Origin of the sequence: Carboxylicivirga fragile, assembly GCF_050589805.1 — a bacterium.
GTDB classification, from domain to species: domain Bacteria; phylum Bacteroidota; class Bacteroidia; order Bacteroidales; family Marinilabiliaceae; genus Carboxylicivirga; species Carboxylicivirga fragile.
Genome location: NZ_JBNGOY010000037.1, coordinates 13,930 through 33,989 on the forward strand (window position 1 = coordinate 13,930; position 20,060 = coordinate 33,989).

Sequence of the window (20,060 nt, forward strand, 5' to 3'; positions counted from 1 at the left end):
AGGGTAATAGAGGAGATAGTGAATTAGGATAATGCATTAAGTAACAAAAAAAACAATAGCAATTCATTAAAAAAACCAGAAAGACTATTTCACTATATCACTACATTACTCAATACTATTTTACTTTCTTATCTCCGCCTTATAATCTTTGCAAATACTTTTTATATCCCACAGCCATTTTTGATAGTTCAAGTAACTTCTCTCTTGCACTATAACTCTCCTCTGATGAAATATAATTCTGCTGCAATGCAATTGAATTACAGACCACACATTCTCTAATTGAACCTTTTGAAATCCGGAGATATCTTAATGCCAAAGGTATTGTCTCCCCATACCCTTCCCCAATATTTAATGCTATAGAATTGGCAGCCCTTCTATATTGACCTGTCAACCCATATATTTCATCCTCAGGAAAGCTCTTTGTTTGTTCATATACCAAATCAATAAACGCCATAGCTTTTTTATACAAACCCAAACTTTCAAAATCAAAAAATCCAGTCATGATTCATGCATTTATTAATCTGAAAGTTACAAAAAACTTCAAAAGTAGCGAATACAATATCTAGGCAAATAGTAATATTTGATACAATTATTATAATTACATACTAATCATATTTCTATGACTAAACAAAAATAGCAGGACACTTGCGCACCCTGCTATTTACTATATCACTAAATTACTATTTCTCTAACAAGAACTACTTATTTACCTTAAATGTTTCGTCGCCATTTTCAAGAAAACCAATGATTTGACGAGCAGCAGCAGCGCCGGCATTAATGTTAGCCTCAGCCGTTTGAGCACCCATTTTCTTAGGTGTAAAGAAGAAACGTCCTTCGAAATTAGCTTCAAACTCAGCTTTACAATCTGGTGCGATGTCAGAAAGATATTTAAAGTCAGGACGATCAGCCATTACTTTCAAAATCTCTTCTTCGTGAATCACCTCTTTACGAGCCGTATTAACAAGAGCAGCTCCTTGAGGCATGCTTGATAACAATGCATAATTAATGGATTGCTTCGTTTGTGCATTGGCTGGAATGTGTAAAGAAATGTAGTGACATGTTTTGTATAATTCTTCAACCGTTTCAACAGGTGTAATACCAGCTGCTTCAATTGTTTCTTTTGCCACAAAAGGATCAAAAGCATACAATTCCATACCAAAACCTTTGGCAATTTCAGCCACATACTGACCTACATTACCATAAGCATGAATACCTAATTTCTTACCTCGTAACTCAGTACCAGCAGAACCATTAAAACCATTACGAGCCATAAATACCATCATGCCTAGCACCAATTCTCCAACCGCATTGGAGTTTTGTCCAGGTGTATTCATAGCCACAATGCCTTTTTCAGTACATGCTTCTAAATCTAAGTTATCGAATCCTGCACCAGCACGAACAACAATCTTCAATTCAGATGCCGCTTCAACAACTTCGCGAGTTACTTTATCAGAGCGTACAATTAATGCTTGCGCATCTTTTACCGCATCTAACAATTGAGCTTTTTCTGTATATTTTTCAAGAAGTGCCAACTCATAACCTGCAGCTTCTACGATTGGACGAATTTCGTCAATTGCAGCTTTTGCAAATGGCTTCTCAGTAGCAACTAATATTTTTTTCATGGTTATATTCTTAAATGGTAACAAAAAGCTGAGTCTCATACGAGACTCAGCATATCGGTAATTTTATTAAATCCTAGTGTTTAGCTTCGAATTCTTTCATTGCATCAGCTAAAGCTTGAATACTTGCTTTTGGCATAGCATTGTAAGTAGAAGCACGGAATCCACCAACTGAACGGTGACCTTTAATTCCACTCATACCTCTAGCAGTAGCAAAGTCAAAGAAGTCTTTTTCCAATTCTTTGTACTCGTCATTCATGATGAAACAAATGTTCATTAATGAACGATCTTCAACGTTAAGAACAGGCGCTTTGAATAAACGGTTACGGTCAATCTCATCGTAAAGAACAGCTGCTTTCTCAATGTTAATTTTCTCCATTGCAGCAACACCACCTAATCCTTTCAACCACTTCAAAGTTTGAAGCGCTGAATATATTGGGAATACCGGAGGTGTATTAAACATTGAACCACCGTCGATATGAGTACGGTAGTCTAACATTGTTGGGATGTGACGATCCATTTTACCAAGTGCATCTTGCTTAACAATAGCAAAAGTAACTCCTGCAGGCGCAAGGTTCTTTTGAGCACCACCATAAATTAAGGTGTACTTAGATATATCAACCGGACGAGAGAAAATATCAGAAGACATATCTGCTACCAAAGGTACATTTACATCTAAATCAGTTTTAATCTCAGTACCATAAATAGTATTGTTAGTTGTGATGTGGAAATAATCAGAATCAGATGGGATATCATATCCTTTTGGAATATGGTTATAAATAGAATCTTTAGAAGATGCTACTTCAACCACCTCACCAAAAGCCTTAGCCTCTTTTAATGCCTTATTAGCCCAAGTACCAGTATTTAGGTAAGCAGCTTTTTTAGCCATTAAGTTGTAAGGAACCATGCAAAACTGTGTACTAGCTCCACCTCCAACGAAAACCACTTCGTATCCGGCAGGTACATCTAACAATTCTTTAAATAAAGCGGTTGCTTCATCCATTACGGCAACAAACTCTTTGCTACGGTGCGATACCTCTAACAATGATAAACCTGTACCTGCAAAATTTAAAACGGCTTCTGCTGAGTTTTTAATTGTTGACTCAGGCAAAATTGAAGGCCCTGCTGAAAAGTTGTGAATCTTCATTTTATAAAAATTTTAAAACTGCGTATTTTGTTAATGTTTCTACAATTTGATGTTTTGAGAGCACAAAATTATGAAATATCTCATTCATAGACCACAAAATAATGAAGAATAATGACTTACAATTCGTAAGCAATTTCAATATGCAACCTTATTTTGTCCGATGCCGATAACATTTTATCAGGCACTTACTCAAACACAATCAACTAATTAGTTATTTTTCTATCCTCAATATAAATACATGACATTTATCATGTAGCGCGATAAAATATTTAAGTTTACCTCAAATATTTTAAACAAAAGGCAACTTAACTACTTTTGCTTTTAGCTTACGATTACGTACTTTGATATACACTTCTGTTTCGAACTTTGTGTATCCTTTGTTGATATAACCTGTTCCAATCCCTTTTTGTAACATTGGCGACATAGTACCTGAGGTAACACGCCCGATTACTTCGTCATTCTCGTTAACAATTTCATAATCCTTACGAGGAATACCACGGTCGATCATTACAAAACCACGAAGACGTTTCGAAACACCTTCTTCTTTTTGCTTTAGTAAATAATCCTTATCAACAAAGTTGTTTTGATCATTGAATTTTGTGATCCAACCTAATCCAGCTTCTATTGGAGAAGTCGTATCATCAATGTCATTTCCATAAAGGCAAAATCCTTTTTCTAAACGTAAAGTATCGCGAGCCGCCAATCCTATTGGAAGAATACCTTCTTCTTTCCCAGCTTCAAAAATCGCATCCCACATCTTAGCACCATCGGCATTGTGCATGTATAATTCAAAACCACCCGACCCAGTATAACCAGTATTTGAAATTATCACATCCTCAGCACCGGCAATTTTACCAGTTACAAAAGTGTAATACTCAATTTCTGATAAATTAATATCAGTTAATTTTTGAAGTATAGCAGTAGCTTTTGGCCCCTGAATTGCTAATTGAGAAATAGCATCGCTGGCATTTTCAATTTCAGCACCCATTGTATTTTGCTCGTTAACCCAAGCCCAATCCTTATCAATATTAGAAGCGTTAACAACTAACAAGTATTTTTCCTCAGCATATTTATATACTAACAAATCGTCTACAATCCCACCTTTTCCATTAGGAAAACATGAATATTGTGCTTGTCCAACACTTAAAGCAGCCACATCATTTGATGTAACTTTTTGCACAAGGTCAAATGCATTAGGACCTTTTACCCAAAACTCACCCATGTGCGATACATCAAAAACACCAACACCATTACGTACGGTCATGTGTTCATTATTAATGCCACTGTATTCAATTGGCATTTCGTAACCTGCAAACGACACAATCTTAGCGCCTAGTGCCTCGTGCTTTTCGAAAAATGCTGTTCTTTTCATTTGTATATAGTTTATATTGTTTTTACTCATCTTGTGGTAATTATGACATATTAAACCGGTCACACCCTTATTCCACACCTTGAGCAAATGTAGAAAAATAATCACCTGGTAAAAAATGATAATTACTCTGATTTTTGCCTAATAAATATCATCGCCATAAAAAAGACATATTTATTACCTACGAAATAATCCTCTACCAGATTGAAATAGATTTATTCTATCCATAGTTATTCCAATCAAAATTAGATTCCACTCATATCAAAACCCTTTACACATCTGAATTACTATACATTAAAACACACTATTAAAAACCAAACCAAGTTAAATACCTAATATCAATTTGCCTTTTAACCCGAGATAAAATCAGCATCAGCTATCAGCTTTAGGCCTTCTAGTATTGTTAAAAATCATGTTTTAAATGCTTATGTTTTTCAACACATGAGCACAAAAGACTGCTTCTTGCGTGAGTACCTTACTTTAAAATTCATAAAAAATGTTAGATTTGTTTATATTTTTGTAATTTGAAAAGCCAAATCAATAAATAACAAATGTCAAATTCATATCAGCACATTGATCTAAGTTACTTGGAAAGCATTACTGATGGTAGTCTTGATATAATTAAAGAGTTAATTGCCATTTTTGTGGAACAAGTACCCGAATTCACAGAAGATTTTGCGGACGGCATGGCAAATAAAGATTGGAAGAAAATTGCTGCAGCTGCTCACAAAGCAAAATCATCGGTTGTTTCAATGGGAATTAATAATTTAGGTAATATTGACCTTAAAAATTTAGAACTCCTTACAAAACAATTGTACGTAGATGAATTAGTTGCGAAGGGTGAATCAACAAGTGAGTTGGAGCAACTACAAAAAGTATTGGCAAGTTATCCTGAGGATAAAAAACAATGGATCGCTGAAAATAAGAATGAAGAAACAGTTATAGGACTCATTAAAAAATTTGACATTGTTTGTGAGGAAGCTGTTGAAGAATTAAATCAAGTTTTGGACAAATAGAAAATCTTAAAATATGTTGGAATTTAAAGAACAAAGTGGACTTATTATTGGATCTTTAGTCGACACTGATCGCTTAAATGCTACCGTTGCTTCTGAAGTTAAAACTGAATTAACCGATGTTTTGTCTAAAAGTGGCACCAAACTACTCATCAATCTTTCAAACGTAAAGTTTATTGATAGTACTGGTATTGGTGTTTTAATTAGTGCTCTTAAAACAGCTCGCCAACATAATGGAAGTTTATATTTATGCAGTATCCAAAGTCAGGTAATGAGCCTACTGTCACTTATGAAGCTTGACAAAATTTTTGAAATATATAAAAACGAAGAAGACGTAATGTAATATAAAAACCGCCCAAAAGGCGGTTTTTCTTTTTAATGTCTGGATTTTGTTACCATCATTTTTTCTTGCAAACGCTCAATGCCCATTTCACGTAAATAGGTAATTGTTGTTTCTGGTAAGAATTGTCTCATTCGGGGCTCATCATTCTGCTTAATAAAAGCACGAACTTTACTGGCGCTTACATATTCAGCATTCCCTTCAAGCTCAACCTCTTTTCGTTTTACTTCGGTATAACTTATACCCTTAGATGGTAAAATTAATTGCATTGCTTTATTATAGAAAGCTGTAGTGTTGCAATAGTCTTCAGTACCCACATAGCGCGATTGAATTCCCAGAACCGGAGCAATGTGCTCACAAAAAATGGCAATATCCAGTTCTGCCTGTTTTTGCGTAATCACATCAGGGTTTTCATTCTTCAGAAAGTAATTTGGAAAAGTTGCACCTGAAACAACATATTCTCCACCCTTCACCATTTTCACATTAGGCAAATGGGCAATACCAGCTTCAATCATTGCCCACCTATCCTTAAAAGAGAAACTTGAACGATCTTCTTCTACCACAAATAAATAAACCAAGCCATTTTCGGCGGAAGCTTTTTCAATTAAAAATTGATGCCCCAATGTAAATGGATTGCAATTCATTACAATGGCGGCTGTTTCTCCAAGAACAGACTCTTCTTTAAGCGACTTTAAATACTGCTGATAATCCTTAATACTTTTATAGCCAAATTCGAGCACTGCCATAAGTGGCTCTGCCGAAGCAATATGTGTATATCCAATTCCACAAAAGCGTGTAATATTTTCGGGACGGGTAAAAACAAAAGCCTGTTGATGGCTTTGCATTACATACTCTGTAAGATGAGTAACGATGTGCGCAAAAGCACCTGACTCACGGAATTGGGGTGCCACTGCAACGTATTTCAACACCTTTCCCTGGCACGAACCTACACCAACAATATCATCGTTAAGTGTATAAAGTATAACAGAATAATCCACGCTCGACTCATCAAAGTAAAAACCTAATGGGCCTAAAAACCGACGTATCAAATCAGTGTCGTATCGACTACTTAAATCCGGTTCCTCAATTCGAAATTCTGAATTCTCAATCATCCTATAAAACTGTTGTATCAGTCTGACAAAAATGAACAAATAATGATATTGCCAATAAATCTGCTGAGCCACCTGGAGAAATTTTATTCTCATTACACCAAGCTACCAGTTCGGTATAAATCGAAGTTTCCCCTCTTTGAAACGCTTCCATTGCCATTGTAGCTTTTTGCTTCAGCGTTTCCAATATGGTTTTATCGTGACGAAACAATACATTGGTATCGTTATTATTAGCTATTATCTTAAGTAATAAAGGAATAAGTTGATTCGCTAATTCTTTATCAGTCAACTTATTAAATTGGTCATTAAAGTGCTCCTTCATAAAAGGAAGTGCATGGTGCATTACCGTTGGAAAACCTTGTTCGGCTTCACCTCTTGCTCCTGCCCCTTGTAAACCATATTTCATAAAGCACACCTCTCCGTGGCTTAGACTCGAACTCTCTTTAAGACTACATAATTCGCGCTGAATAACACCTCGGGTTATTTGCTGAACCACCGAAGAAAACAGGTTTGATTTAAAAACACCTTTCTTCTTTTTAATCACACGGATGGCTGCGAATACACTTATGGCCAATAAAAATATGGCTCCTTTATGCGTATTTACGCCAAATGTAGCCTTGGTCATAGCCGCCTCCATCAATAAACCTATTTCACGAATATCCGGCAAAACATTGGACAGATCATTCCCCTTGTGCTCAATTGCTAGTTGTGCAATATCCTGAAAGAATGGCGAAATAGCTACCATCGAATCCATGAAAGTACGGTAATCCATATCTGTATGACAGCCCTGCGACGCCCTACAAACCAATCCAGGTTTTGGACTTAATGCAACTTCATACATCATAGCTTTTAGAGCATACTTCGAAACTGAACTTACCAATTCAGCATCATAGCAAAGCTCATTATATGTTTCCATTTTATGAAACATATTCTTGCGCACCTCTTCAATGGTATGTGTTCTTGAGTTACGACAAAAAGCTGCCGACTCATCACAAATAAAACATCTCTTAGCTTTACCCGAAGAGATGGCTTTACCCTTGGAGTCAAGCACATCCAAATCAATCAAACGACCATACTCATGCGATTCCTCAAAAGCCTCGGTAAGATCTTTCAACTCTTGAGCACCCATATTGGCCTCCGGAACTAAAAAAGCAATCCATTCACCAGCAGCATCTTTGGCTTTCTTTTTCTCCTTCTTATATTTTCCAATTGCTCTGCAAATTAAATAACGCTCAAACTCATTCTCAATCAAGCGCATAAATTGCTCACTGCATTCGCTTGACTTTGGATAACCAGGCACATTTAACTGCAGGGAAACAAGGTGCCATCCATATTTGACCAATGATAATTTGGTATTCCAACGGCTCTCCCTCGCTTCTAACAAAGCGCTTATTATTGAATTTGTATCGTTTGATTTTTGCATCAATCTTTTACTTGACGTATCACATCAATAATACTTCCATCGCGGTATTCAACAACACCAACAATTCTATCTGTATTCTCAATTGGTTTTGCTTTCCCAGTTATCTTTTCAACTTCAGTAGCAAGTTCCTTAATATCTTTAACGGCAATTCCTGCCTTAATTAAGTTTTCACGCAACTCAGGTCGCTTAGGGTTAACACATATACCTCGCTCAGTTACCAATACATCAATGCTTTCGCCAGGCGTTACAATTGTATGCACCTTATCCTTAACAATAGGAATTCGTCCACGAAATGACGGACAAACAACAACTGTAAGGTTAGCTCCAGATGCAGTATCGCAATGACCTCCAGAAGCGCCTCGTACATAACCTTCTGAGCCAGTAATTACATTCACATTAAAATCAGTATCTATTTCCAAAGCACCAAGCACAACAATATCTAACTTATTGGTCATACATCCACAGTTAAACGGGTTGGCATATAAACCAGCTGGAATCTCTATGTGATAGGGATTATCCATCAAAGAAGTACTTACAGCTGCATCAAATGACTGTACATCAAAGATAGATCGAAACAAACCTTCGTTAAGCATATCAACACCATAAGATGTTACTCCACCAAGGATAAAGCTCCCTTTGATCTCGCGGCGACGCATTATTTTACGAAGGTATTTGGCCACCGCTAATGATGCACCTCCTGCTCCAACCTGGAAACTAAAATCCTCTTTTAACTCACCTGAATGCTCAATAACGTTGGCAGCCAAACGAGCAATTTGCAAATCCATAGGTGCCTTTGTAATACGAGTTGTACCACCCGCAATTTTCGACGGATCACCAATTGAATCAACCTTCACAACGTAATCGACATAGTTTTGCGATATAGATCTTGGCACACAAGGATAGTCAACAATATGATCAGTCACCACAATTACCTGTTTGGCATACCAGGCATCAATGGAAGCATATCCCATCGAACCAAAAGCCGACTTACCATGTGACCCCGTGCAATTACCTTCCTCATCGGAGGCTGAGGCAGCTATAACAGCTAAATCAATCTTGATACGACCAGTATGAACACTTCGAACACGGCCTCCATGCGAATGTATTACAGCTGGTTTAGGCATCACACCTTCAGCTATGGCTTTTCCTAATTCACCACGTATACCACTTGAATATATCTGTGTGATAGTACCATCTTTTAGATAGGGCAAAATCGGATCGTGTGCTGAAGTTAAACTACTTGAAGCAAGTGTAATATCTTTTATACCTAGCTCTGCTAATATCTGAATAGATTGAACCAATAGACTATCTCCACCGCGCAGGTGGTGATGAAAAGAAACTGTCATTCCATCCTTAGGATTGGTTCTTAAAATAGCTTCTTTTAAATCGCTACATGTTTTATCAGAGTGAGGCATTTTAGCTTTATTGGGTGGAGGAACAGTTTCTTCTTCCATCCAGCCTTTCTTTAATTTAGTAAACGCCCCTGCAAAGGGCTCAAGTTCACCAATGCCCTCTAATTTCTCTGGTATATCTCTTTGAAGTATATTTTTCACAACCTTAGCTTTAATCATTAAGTACTCAACGTCAATTCAAATTACAAATCAGCCATTTCTATATCGGCCATTTCAAGTACGCGCATGGCACGTTGAACAACTGGAGCATCAACCATTTTACCATCTACAGCAAATACACCAATGCCTTCTTTTGTATTACGTTCAAAAGCTTTCACTATTTTAACCGCTTTCCGAATTTCTTTTTCGGTTGGTGTGAACACTTCATTAACTATTTCAATTTGACGCGGATTAATAATGGCTTTTCCAGTAAATCCGAGTTTCTTAATGTATTCAGCATCTTCACGTAAACCTTCTTCGTTTTCAACATCTACAAAGACAGTATCGAAAACATCAATCTTACATGCCTTGGCCGCCATCACAATTTGCTTTCTTGCATAGTCGATGCCAATGCCATCGTTAGCTTTTACCAACTGCATATCGGCTGCTAAATCCTGTCCCCCAATAGATATAGCATCAATACGTGGAGAGTACTTTGCAATATCATATACATTCTGGACTCCAAGAGCGGTTTCGATCATTACATGCACGTTCATTTTATCATGCGGTAACTGATGCTCATCCTCAATCTGCTCGATCACATCAATGATGCGCTTTATCTCATCTAAGGTTTCAACTTTAGGTAGACGAATAGCATCTGGTTGAAGCGGAACAATTTGCTTTAGATCTTCTAAACCAAAGGGTGTATCAATATGGTTTACACGCACGGTTACTTCACAACCCTCATACGAAATATACTCAAGCATGTGAGACACCAATATACGAGCGGAATCTTTCTGGTTTAAAGCCACTGCATCTTCTAAATCGAGTAAGACACCATCAGCTCCATATACACTACCTTGCTGCAACATAGCTGGATTGTTTCCAGGAATGTAAAGCATGGTGCGACGTTTAAATGTTCTTTTTTTAATCTCCATGTTTCTACTAGCTAAGGGTTCCTGATTGAATTCCTGCCGAACGCTTAAGAGCGGTTTCAAGGCGAGCTGAAATGGTTGGTGGCAAAGCACCTTTATCGTTTATTATAACGCGTACATCACTTATAGCAAATGTATCTAAATCGGTATTGATTTGGTTCAACAAATCCTCACCAAATTGCTGTAAAACAATCGACTCTAATTCGATTTTACGCCCAACTCCAAGAGGTTGAGGCTCCACCATTATTAGTACATCACTCGACTCAAAACTTCCTGCCTGAGCCTTTATTTTAAGTTCCATAGTCTTCAATTAAAGAAAATTTTCGTCAAATTTAATTTTATTAATCTATTCCAAGCTAATATAAAAGCTATTTTACAACACATTTTTCGAATGTTACAAAAAACAAACACCTTCCTACTGTTACACAAGCACATATAGACTTTATGATTTTTCTCAGTGTTCAAATATTTAGTAGATCCTTAATTTAAGACTATAGTTTATTTTTTAACAAAAAAAGCATTAAACACCTTCCAAAATAACAACTTAGCAAATTATTTACACATACTTTTACGAACAACTATAAACAACAATTATTCTAAACAATCTATAACTTGAACCAAAATAAAAGTAGAAAGTTTAGTTCTGAAAAAAAGGTGCTAAAATTGGTTGTTCCAACAATAGCACCTTTTCATTTTTTTATAGAGATTGATCTACTGATTTACAAAAAACAATTGTTCATTTTTAACATCAACCATAATTTTAGCATCTTTCGATACTTGATCAGCCAGCAGGCTCTTTGACAAATCGTTAATTAAATATCGCTGAAGCGCTCTTTTGATTGGCCGTGCACCAAACAAAGGATCGAATCCTGCTTTTGCTATCCATGTAAGTGCTGCTTCGCTAATTTCGATTTCAACATCCATCTGCTTCAATCGTTTTTTCAAAGCATTAAATTGCAAGCTAACAATCTGGCTTATTTCATCAACCGACAATGGCGTAAACATAATTATCTCATCAATCCGATTTAAAAACTCAGGCCTTATGGTTTGCTTCAACAAATCAAACACCTCACCTTTTGTTGCTTCAATACTCTCTGGCGTAATGCCTTTTGAACTATCAAGACCTTGCTGTATTAGATGTGAGCCCGTATTGGAAGTCATAACAACAATGGTATTCTTAAAATCAACCACACGTCCTTTATTATCGGTTAAACGCCCATCGTCTAGCACCTGTAAGAGAATATTAAACACATCGGGATGCGCCTTTTCTATTTCATCGAGTAAAACCACCGAATATGGTTTTCGACGCACAGCCTCGGTCAATTGCCCACCTTCATCGTAACCCACATAGCCAGGAGGTGCACCTATTAAGCGAGAAACGGAATGTCGCTCCTGATATTCCGACATATCAATACGTGTCATTTGATTTTCGTCGTCGAATAAAAACTCAGCCAATGCTTTTGCCAGTTCGGTTTTACCAACTCCGGTTGAGCCAAGAAAGATGAAAGATCCGATAGGTCGATTCATATCCTGTAAACCAGCCCTACTTCGTCGTACTGCATTAGCAACGGCATCAATGGCTTCATTTTGTCCAATCACACGTTTGTGCAGTTCATCTTCGAGTAACAACAGCTTTTGTTTCTCCGATTTAATCATCTTGGCCACAGGAATACCAGTCCATCGACTCACCACATGAGCTATATCTTCTGCATCCACCTCTTCCTTTATCATGGGGTTTTCAGATTGAAGCTGCGCTAACTCAACCTTTAAACGATCAATATCAGCCTCGGCTTCTTTTATTCTACCATAACGCAGCTCGGCTACCAGTTCATACTGCCCTTCACGCTCGGCTTTTTCCGCTTCGTATTTGTAGTTTTCAATATCACTTTTACTCTTCTGAATTTGATCAACCAAGGTTTTCTCTGCCTCCCACGATGCACGTAAACTGGTAAGTTCTTCCTTTAACTCGGATATATCCTGATTTAAAGATTGCAACTTATGGGCATCTTTTTCTCTTTTGATGGCTTCACGTTCGATCTCCAACTGTTTAATTTTACGCTCTACTTCATCTACCTCTTCGGGCACTGAGTTTATTTCCAAACGCAACCGACTTGCCGCTTCATCCATCAAATCAATGGCTTTATCGGGCAAATAACGATCGGAAATATAACGGCTTGACAACTCCACAGCCGAAACAATTGCCTCATCCTTAATTCTTACCTTATGATGCGACTCGTACCTTTCCTTTAATCCACGCAGTATTGACACCGAACTGATTGTATCTGGCTCATTCACCATTACCATTTGAAAACGACGCTCGAGTGCCTTGTCCTTTTCAAAGAATTTCTGAAACTCGTTCAAAGTAGTAGCACCAACAGCACGCAATTCACCACGAGCCAAAGCCGGTTTAAGAATATTGGCTGCATCCATAGCCCCTTCGCCTTTTCCAGCTCCAACCAAAGTATGAATTTCATCGATGAATAAAATAATCTCTCCATCGGCATTTTCAACTTCCTTAACAACCCCTTTCAAACGCTCCTCAAACTCACCTTTGTATTTTGCACCTGCAACCAAAGCCCCCATATCCAAGGAGTAAACTTCTTTACTCTTTAAATTTTCGGGTACATCTCCATTGATAATACGTTGAGCCAGACCTTCAGCTATGGCCGTTTTACCAACACCAGGTTCACCCACCAATATTGGATTATTCTTTGTTCGACGCGATAGAATTTGAAGTACCCGACGCACCTCCTCATCTCGGCCAATAACAGGATCAAGCTTACCATCGCGGGCACGCTGATTGAGGTTAATGGCAAAACGACTCAAGGTTTGGTAGGTCTCTTCGGCCGAAGCACTATCCACCTTCGATCCCTGGCGCAGCTCTTCAATGGCAGCCAACAAACCCTTTTCGCTCAGTCCTGCATCTTTAAGTAAGGATGAAACATCGCTCTTGACCTTTAACAATCCAAATAGTAAAAACTCGAGACTCACAAACTGATCACCATGTTTCTTCGAAGCTTCCGTTGCCCTTTGCAGAACTTCGCTAGAAGTACGCGATAAGTACACCTCAGCACCCGAAACCTTAGCATAGGATTCAATTACCGAATCGAGCACGCGTGTGTAATCACTTAATCCATTCTTTTTAACAAGAAAATCGATAATTGATTGATCGACTTGATGAATGGCTAATAATAAATGCCCCGGTTCAATGGCCTGATGATTTTTAGAAGTAGCTATCTGAGCAGCTTTCTGAACCACTTCCTGTGCTTTTATTGTAAATTCTTTTAAATTCATTTTGTAGTGTTTTTTCAAAGCACCACAAAACATCTACCAAACTTATTATCAGGACAATGTGTCATTTTAAAAAGAGTTTTTACAGACATAATTTCAGCTTTTAATTAAATTAACATACAAAATGTCAGTTTGCTTTTAAATAGAATATTAAAAAAGCCGTTTAAGAAATCTCTCAAACGGCTTTAATGGTATATTTTTTTGTCAATCTACTTCAAAAAGTCATCGAAATAGCGAGTCACCTTTTCCATTAAATGAACACGATCTCTACCTCTTACATTATGCTCGTGACGAGGATACATAAAATAATCCAATTGAACACCCTTCTTTACACACTCTCGCACGTACGATAGACTGTGTTGCCACACCACTACAGGATCAATCGCACCATGAATAAGCATTAATCGTCCTTCTAGATTTTCAACTGTTTCTTTCAGGTTTGCATTGGCATATCCCTCCGGGTTCTCCTCTGGTGTATCCATGTAACGCTCGCCATACATTATCTCGTAATAACTCCAATCAATCACTGGTCCACCAGCTACTCCAACTTTAAATACATCTGCATGCTTAGTCATCATTGAAATGGTCATGAAACCACCATAGCTCCATCCGTGAACTCCAATTTTATCGGCATCTACATATGGTAAGGATTTCAGATATTCAATGCCTTGCATTTGATCTTCAACCTCAAGCACTCCTAATTGACGATGTATGGCTTGTTCAAAATCTTTACCTCGATGCTGCGTTCCTCTGTTATCCAAAGTAAAGGCAATGTAACCCTTCTGGGCCATATACAATTGCCATCCTCTTGCTCCTCCCATCCAACGATTTTGCACCATCTGCGAATGTGGACCACCATAGACATAAACAATTACAGGATACTTTTTACCCGCGTCAAAATTTGGAGGCAAAACAATTCTTCCGTGTAAATCTGTTGTACCATCTTTTGTTTTAAGATCAATCAATTTCACTTCACCTACTTCAATATCCTTATATGGATTCTCACTCACATTAAGCGTTTCAATCAATTTACCCGTGGTACTTAAAAGATTAGTTTTTGATGGAACTTTTAATGAAGAAAATCGGGTTAAAGCATATTTTCCATCTGCGCTAATCTTAACACGATGAACACCTGCCTCCTGAGTTATCTTTGTTAATTTACCAGAAGAGACACTAACTTTATAGGCATGGCTCTCCAGAACGCCATCCTTTGTGGTCTGAACAAATAAGTTTTTGCCTTTTTTATCAAACCCATCTACATTAATAACTTCCCAATCGCCTGATGTCAACTGCTTTTTTAGCTTTCCTTCAAGGTCGTACAAGTATAAGTGATTGTAACCACTTTTTACACTTTGCCAAATAAACAGATTAGTTGAACCTGGAATAAATAAAGCTGCATGTTGCGGCTCCACCCACTTTTCATCTTTCTCTTCAAACAAAGTCTTTACCAGTTCACCAGTTTGTGCATCATATTTATTCAAATGCATGTGGTTTTGTTCGCGGTTTAATTCCGCAATAAGCAGATACTTTCCATCAGGTGTCCACGTAACATTCGTAAAGAAACGATCCTTTGGTTCGCCAGTTTTGAGATAAACTGTTTGCTTTGAAGCCACATTATATACACCAACTGTAACATGGTGACTAGCCATACCAGCCATTGGGTATTTAATATTTTCCAATTTAGCCACGCGCTCATCAACATTAACCAAGGGATAATCGCTCACCATCGACTCATCTTTTCGATAAAAGGCTAATTGGTCTTCATTTGGCGACCAAAATGTTCCTTTATGAATTCCAAACTCATTACGGTGTACCGTCGTTCCAAAAACAATATTGGAATCTTCTGAACTTGCAACTTCAAGTTCTTCACCTTTCTCATTTTGGATATATAAATCATTCTCTTTGGTATAAGCAAGCATAGAATAATCATTAAGCCAATCGCTATTGGCAGCTCCAACTGGCGTTTCAATAACTTTTAAGCTTGACAGTTTAATGTCAATCAGGAAAATATTTTTTCGAGCATTAATAACCACATTATTTTCCGATTGCCATTTTAAACGGGGCATACGCTTCAACTCATCCTGGCCATTTTCCTTCATAAGCTTATTCAACCAAGCTAAATCAAACAATAACTCTTGTTTTTCACTACCAATGGTTTGAACAATAACTGAATCCTGTCGTTGAAAAACCAATTGATTGGCTTCTCCTCTAAACTCCACATTATAAGGCCATAAATAATACTTTGCAAAGCTTTTACCACCTGGAATAACATCGTCTAATTTCAATTGAGCATTAATGATTAAAGCTACAAACATCAATAAACTCAAAGTTGATACAAATCGTCTCATATACTACTTTTAACTATTACTAATCAAGAATGCATAGTTGGTAAAAATATAGCAATTATACAATGAGAAATCTCTGCATTGGCCGTAATAAATAGATTACTTAAACGTTAGATAGAAATACTTATGCCGAAATAGGAATGAGTGCGACCTGAAATATTAAACATTTAATCATTTTTTTATGATTAGAAACTGTATATTTAATAAGTTTTAAATATCTTTCTGAAAATTTTCCAGACGATAAAGGTTACTGGAATCAAATAACAGATCGAAAAAAACTCATATAAAATGAAAAGAAGCCTAACAATACTCTTTTTACTGATTCTTATTCTGATTACGCCTGCAAGGTTGAATTCTCAAGAAGACACCTTGTTCAATACATGTTTAGAGCAGTTAAAATCTCCATTCATAGCAAGCGGTCAGCCTTTCAAAGCATTCTTAACAGGAACTGAAGTTGCCGAGTTTCACACAACCTTCTTCAAAGGTGGACTATATCGAATTGTAACAAGCAGTCATGAAAATAACAATGTTATCTTCTCAATTTATGACAAGGATCGTAACCTGCTTTTTAGTAACAGCGATTACGATGCGGCAAGTTATTGGGATTTTAAAATCGAAGGTTCTATTGAGTGTATCGTAGAAGCTAAGTTAAACGAAGAAGTATCAACATCGGGTATTGCATTAATGATGATAGGATTCAGAAGTGTAGAATAGAATTGCAGTAATCTACTTTTAAAAAAACCAAAGCTCCTTTCTGATTATTCAGCTAAAGGAGCTTATTGATAAAAGGCTAGCTAAATGAGTGAAGAGATATTAAAAGCCCTCATACAACTATTTGCTCTGGTTGCCTTTCCACGTACCGAAACACAATCTCGACGATTCATAGTCAAATCTTTTCTTAGTCAGCAACTCAACAAACAGCTCATTGAAGAGTATCTTGAACTTTTCGATCAATTGCATGAAGAGCACGAAAGCAAATTAAAAGCTAAAGGCAAATTTAATAAACGTCATGCTGCCAGTGCTGTTAAGGTGTTAAAAATTGCCACCGAAATTAATGAGGCCCTTACCTATTATCAAAAACTAATTGTTCTTATTCAACTTATTGAATTCCTCAATATTGATATTGGAATGAGTGAATTTGAGCGCGAATTTGTTGAAACAGTAGCGCAAACTTTCAATCTTCCTGAGGAAGAATATGAATCTATCATACAATTTATTGTTAGTTCGTTTGAAGAAACCATTGATTCATCAAACGTGCTTGTGGTTAATGATGATTACCACAAACCCAGTAACGGGAACAGGCATTTATTCTGGGACAACTTAAACGGTGAATTACGAATCCTTCATATTCATTCGGTTAGTCTTTTTATTTTTAAGTTTCAAGGCCATGTTGATCTAACAATAAATGGGCAGCTAGTCACCGATGAGCGCATACAAATACTAAGACCAGGTAGTTCATTAAGGAATAAAAGAATTGAACCAATATTCTACAGTGATGTTTTTGGTCAGTTTAATAAGGATAGCATTAGTGCTCCCATTGAATTTGAGAGTAAGGATGTAGAGTACCACTTTAACAAAAAAGCCATTGGCCTTCGCAAAACTAACTTTAGCTCTCACTCGGGCAAATTAGTTGGTATAATGGGCGGTAGCGGTGCTGGTAAAAGCACTTTGGTAAATGTACTAAGTGGTATAGCAACTCCTACTAAGGGGCAGGTTCTCATCAATAACATTGACATCCACCAGGACAAGGAAAAGGTTGAAGGTTTAATCGGATATGTTGCTCAGGATGATCTCTTAATTGAGGATTTAACCGTTTTTCAGAACCTGTATTACAATGCTAAACTTTGCTTTGATAACTTACCCGAATTTCAGATTCGACGAAAAGTATTAAAGCTGCTAAGAGCACTTGGGCTTTACGAGATAAGGTACATGAAAGTAGGCAGTCCACTTAACAAGAAGATTAGTGGTGGACAAAGAAAGCGTCTGAACATCGCACTTGAGCTAATACGCGAACCAGCCATTCTGTTTTTGGATGAACCAACTTCCGGCTTATCATCTCGCGATTCGGATAATATTATCGATCTGCTGAAAGAACTTTCGATTAAAGGAAAGCTTGTGTTCGTGGTAATTCATCAACCATCATCCGACATTTTTAAAATGTTTAACCAATTATTGGTTCTTGATACCGGTGGTTATCTTATTTACGATGGCGATCCGGTTGAAAGCCTCAATTATTTCAAAGCTTGTATCAACCATGTTAATAGAGACGAAAGCGAGTGCCCAACCTGCGGTAATGTAAATGCCGAGCAAATTCTGAACATTGTTAATTCGCAGGTGCTAGATGAATATGGTAATTTCACGAGTACGCGCCGCATCGAACCTAACGAGTGGTTTAATCTTTACCACGAAGGAAACGAATTAAAAGAACTTGAGTCTGATAAAAAAGAAAGAAAACTACCTAAGATCAGCTTCAAGATACCGAAACGCCTGAAGCAGTTAGGCATTTTTCTTAAACGTGATATTGCTGCTAAGTTAGCCAATAAACAATACCTGCTAATAAACCTACTTGAAACACCAGTATTAGCCTTAATACTGGCATCTATCATCAAGTATTACAATGTTGACAGTGCCAACACAACTGGCTACACCTTTGCCAACAATCCGAATATTACGGTGTACATTATCATGTCCATCATCATTGCTATTTTTGTTGGACTAACGGTAAGTGCGGAGGAAATAATAAACGACAGAAAGATTCTGAAACGTGAATCATTTTTAAACCTGAGCCGCTTAAGTTACCTCTTCTCAAAACTACTTATTTTGGGCGGACTATCGGCCATTCAATCCTTCTGCTTTGTTATCATTGGCAACAGCATTATTGAGCTAAGCGGTATGTTTATGGAATTTTGGGTAATGCTTTTCAGTGCATCTGTATTTGCCAATATCCTTGGGCTTAATATATCAGATACATTCAAAAAAACAGTTAACATTTATATCATCATACCATTTCTGATTATTCCACAATTAATTTTAAGTGGAGTTTTCATTAGTTACGACCGTTTAAATCCAAATATTTCAACACCTGAAAAGATACCTTGGTATGGTGAAATGATTACGGCAAGATGGGCATTTGAAGCCTTAGCTGTCAATCAGTTTGTAAATAATGATTACGAAAAGGATTTTTACACCTACGATAAATTAAAGAGCCAGGCAAGCTATCGAAAAGAATATTGGTTGCCTGCGCTACAAAACCATTTAGCAAAACTAGAACGGAAGCTTAAAAATGATCCAATTCTGATCAATGAGCAAAAGGAAGAAATTCTATACTCTCTTCAACTCATTAACACGGAATTAAAGAAACACGCGCAAATGTATCCGAGCAGAGCCTCACGATTTGAGCTTCTGAGCTTTGAAACCTTAAACGATAGCACTATCGCAAATACCAAAAGCTATTTCGACAAGCTAAAGGGTTTTTATCGTGAGTTATATAATAAAGCTGACAAGTTACAGGATATTAAAAAACATGAATGGAATAAAAGCAGCGCATTACGACAAGAGTTCATCGAATTGAAGAACCAGCATAACAATCTGGATCTTGAACGCTTCGTAAAAAACTCAAATTACTTTTTTGCCAATAAGATCATTGAATACAAAGGTGAATTATGGCAAAAAGTCGATCCTATTTTTCAGGATCCGGAACATGGCTTTATCAAAGCCCATTTTCTATCTCCTACCAAGAACATTGGCAACTATAAGCTAGGAACTTTCTGGGCCAACCTCATTGTAATTTGGGTACTAAACTCAGCCTTATTTGTCCTGCTATACAAAAGGGGACTACCTGGTTTATTCAATATTGGTAAGCGAATCAGGAATGGAATTAATAGAATGAGAGCTCAATCCTAAAATTCACAAGCTATAA

At 37.2% G+C, this 20,060-nt stretch carries 15 protein-coding genes; 4 read left to right on the plus strand and 11 right to left on the minus strand.

The genetic code is table 11. The features are described from left to right. Positions 1–139: 139 nt before the first annotated feature. The 4 genes from ACRD7B_RS15880 to gcvT all read right to left on the minus strand — a co-directional run bounded on the left by ACRD7B_RS15880 (position 140) and on the right by gcvT (position 4,138). Positions 140–502 carry a four helix bundle protein gene (locus ACRD7B_RS15880; protein WP_430825574.1) on the minus strand — a complete coding sequence of 121 codons (363 nt, stop codon included), beginning with the start codon at positions 500–502 and terminating at the stop codon, positions 140–142. Between the two features lie 196 nt (positions 503–698). Beyond that, positions 699–1,622, minus strand: a complete 924-nt coding sequence (locus ACRD7B_RS15885) for an NAD(P)-dependent oxidoreductase (protein WP_430825575.1) — start codon at positions 1,620–1,622, stop codon at positions 699–701. A 73-nt stretch (positions 1,623–1,695) separates the two neighbouring features. Further along, positions 1,696–2,766, minus strand: coding sequence for a 3-phosphoserine/phosphohydroxythreonine transaminase (gene serC / locus ACRD7B_RS15890; RefSeq protein ID WP_430825576.1), 1,071 nt, complete (start codon positions 2,764–2,766; stop codon positions 1,696–1,698). 289 nt (positions 2,767–3,055) lie between these two features. Next, positions 3,056–4,138: a glycine cleavage system aminomethyltransferase GcvT gene (gene gcvT, locus ACRD7B_RS15895; protein WP_430825577.1), complete on the minus strand. Its 1,083-nt coding sequence runs from the start codon at positions 4,136–4,138 to the stop codon at positions 3,056–3,058. 548 nt (positions 4,139–4,686) lie between these two features. Here gcvT and ACRD7B_RS15900 point away from each other — a divergent pair. Then, the gene (locus tag ACRD7B_RS15900; RefSeq protein ID WP_430825578.1) at positions 4,687–5,151 is read left to right on the plus strand and encodes an Hpt domain-containing protein; all 465 of its coding nucleotides are present in this window, start codon (positions 4,687–4,689) and stop codon (positions 5,149–5,151) included. Between the two features lie 13 nt (positions 5,152–5,164). After that, positions 5,165–5,491, plus strand: coding sequence for an STAS domain-containing protein (locus ACRD7B_RS15905; protein WP_430825579.1), 327 nt, complete (start codon positions 5,165–5,167; stop codon positions 5,489–5,491). Positions 5,492–5,523: 32 nt separating this feature from the next. Here the strand turns inward: ACRD7B_RS15905 and citC are convergent, their stop codons facing one another. The 7 genes from citC to ACRD7B_RS15940 form a co-directional block, all read right to left on the minus strand. Beyond that, positions 5,524–6,600, minus strand: coding sequence for a [citrate (pro-3S)-lyase] ligase (gene citC / locus ACRD7B_RS15910; RefSeq protein ID WP_430825580.1), 1,077 nt, complete (start codon positions 6,598–6,600; stop codon positions 5,524–5,526). A gap of 1 nt (position 6,601) precedes the next feature. After that, the gene (locus ACRD7B_RS15915) at positions 6,602–8,020 is read right to left on the minus strand and encodes a triphosphoribosyl-dephospho-CoA synthase (protein WP_430825581.1); all 1,419 of its coding nucleotides are present in this window, start codon (positions 8,018–8,020) and stop codon (positions 6,602–6,604) included. After that, positions 8,020–9,573, minus strand: coding sequence for a citrate lyase subunit alpha (gene citF / locus ACRD7B_RS15920; protein ID WP_430825582.1), 1,554 nt, complete (start codon positions 9,571–9,573; stop codon positions 8,020–8,022). The genes ACRD7B_RS15915 and citF overlap by 1 nt, the downstream gene beginning before the upstream one ends. 41 nt (positions 9,574–9,614) lie before the next feature. Beyond that, a complete protein-coding gene (locus tag ACRD7B_RS15925) occupies positions 9,615–10,508 on the minus strand; it encodes an HpcH/HpaI aldolase/citrate lyase family protein (protein ID WP_430825583.1) in 894 nt (297 codons plus the stop codon). A 7-nt stretch (positions 10,509–10,515) separates the two neighbouring features. Then, positions 10,516–10,806, minus strand: a complete 291-nt coding sequence (gene citD / locus ACRD7B_RS15930) for a citrate lyase acyl carrier protein (protein ID WP_430825584.1) — start codon at positions 10,804–10,806, stop codon at positions 10,516–10,518. A gap of 410 nt (positions 10,807–11,216) precedes the next feature. Then, positions 11,217–13,799, minus strand: coding sequence for an ATP-dependent chaperone ClpB (gene clpB / locus ACRD7B_RS15935; RefSeq protein ID WP_430825585.1), 2,583 nt, complete (start codon positions 13,797–13,799; stop codon positions 11,217–11,219). Between the two features lie 206 nt (positions 13,800–14,005). Further along, a complete protein-coding gene (locus ACRD7B_RS15940) occupies positions 14,006–16,144 on the minus strand; it encodes a S9 family peptidase (RefSeq protein WP_430825586.1) in 2,139 nt (712 codons plus the stop codon). A 285-nt stretch (positions 16,145–16,429) separates the two neighbouring features. Between ACRD7B_RS15940 and ACRD7B_RS15945 the strand changes: the two genes are divergently transcribed. Beyond that, on the plus strand, positions 16,430–16,855 hold the full coding sequence (locus ACRD7B_RS15945) for a hypothetical protein (protein WP_430825587.1): 426 nt from the start codon (positions 16,430–16,432) through the stop codon (positions 16,853–16,855). Between the two features lie 84 nt (positions 16,856–16,939). After that, on the plus strand, positions 16,940–20,044 hold the full coding sequence (locus ACRD7B_RS15950; protein WP_430825588.1) for an ATP-binding cassette domain-containing protein: 3,105 nt from the start codon (positions 16,940–16,942) through the stop codon (positions 20,042–20,044). The last annotated feature ends 16 nt before the right edge of the window (positions 20,045–20,060 follow it).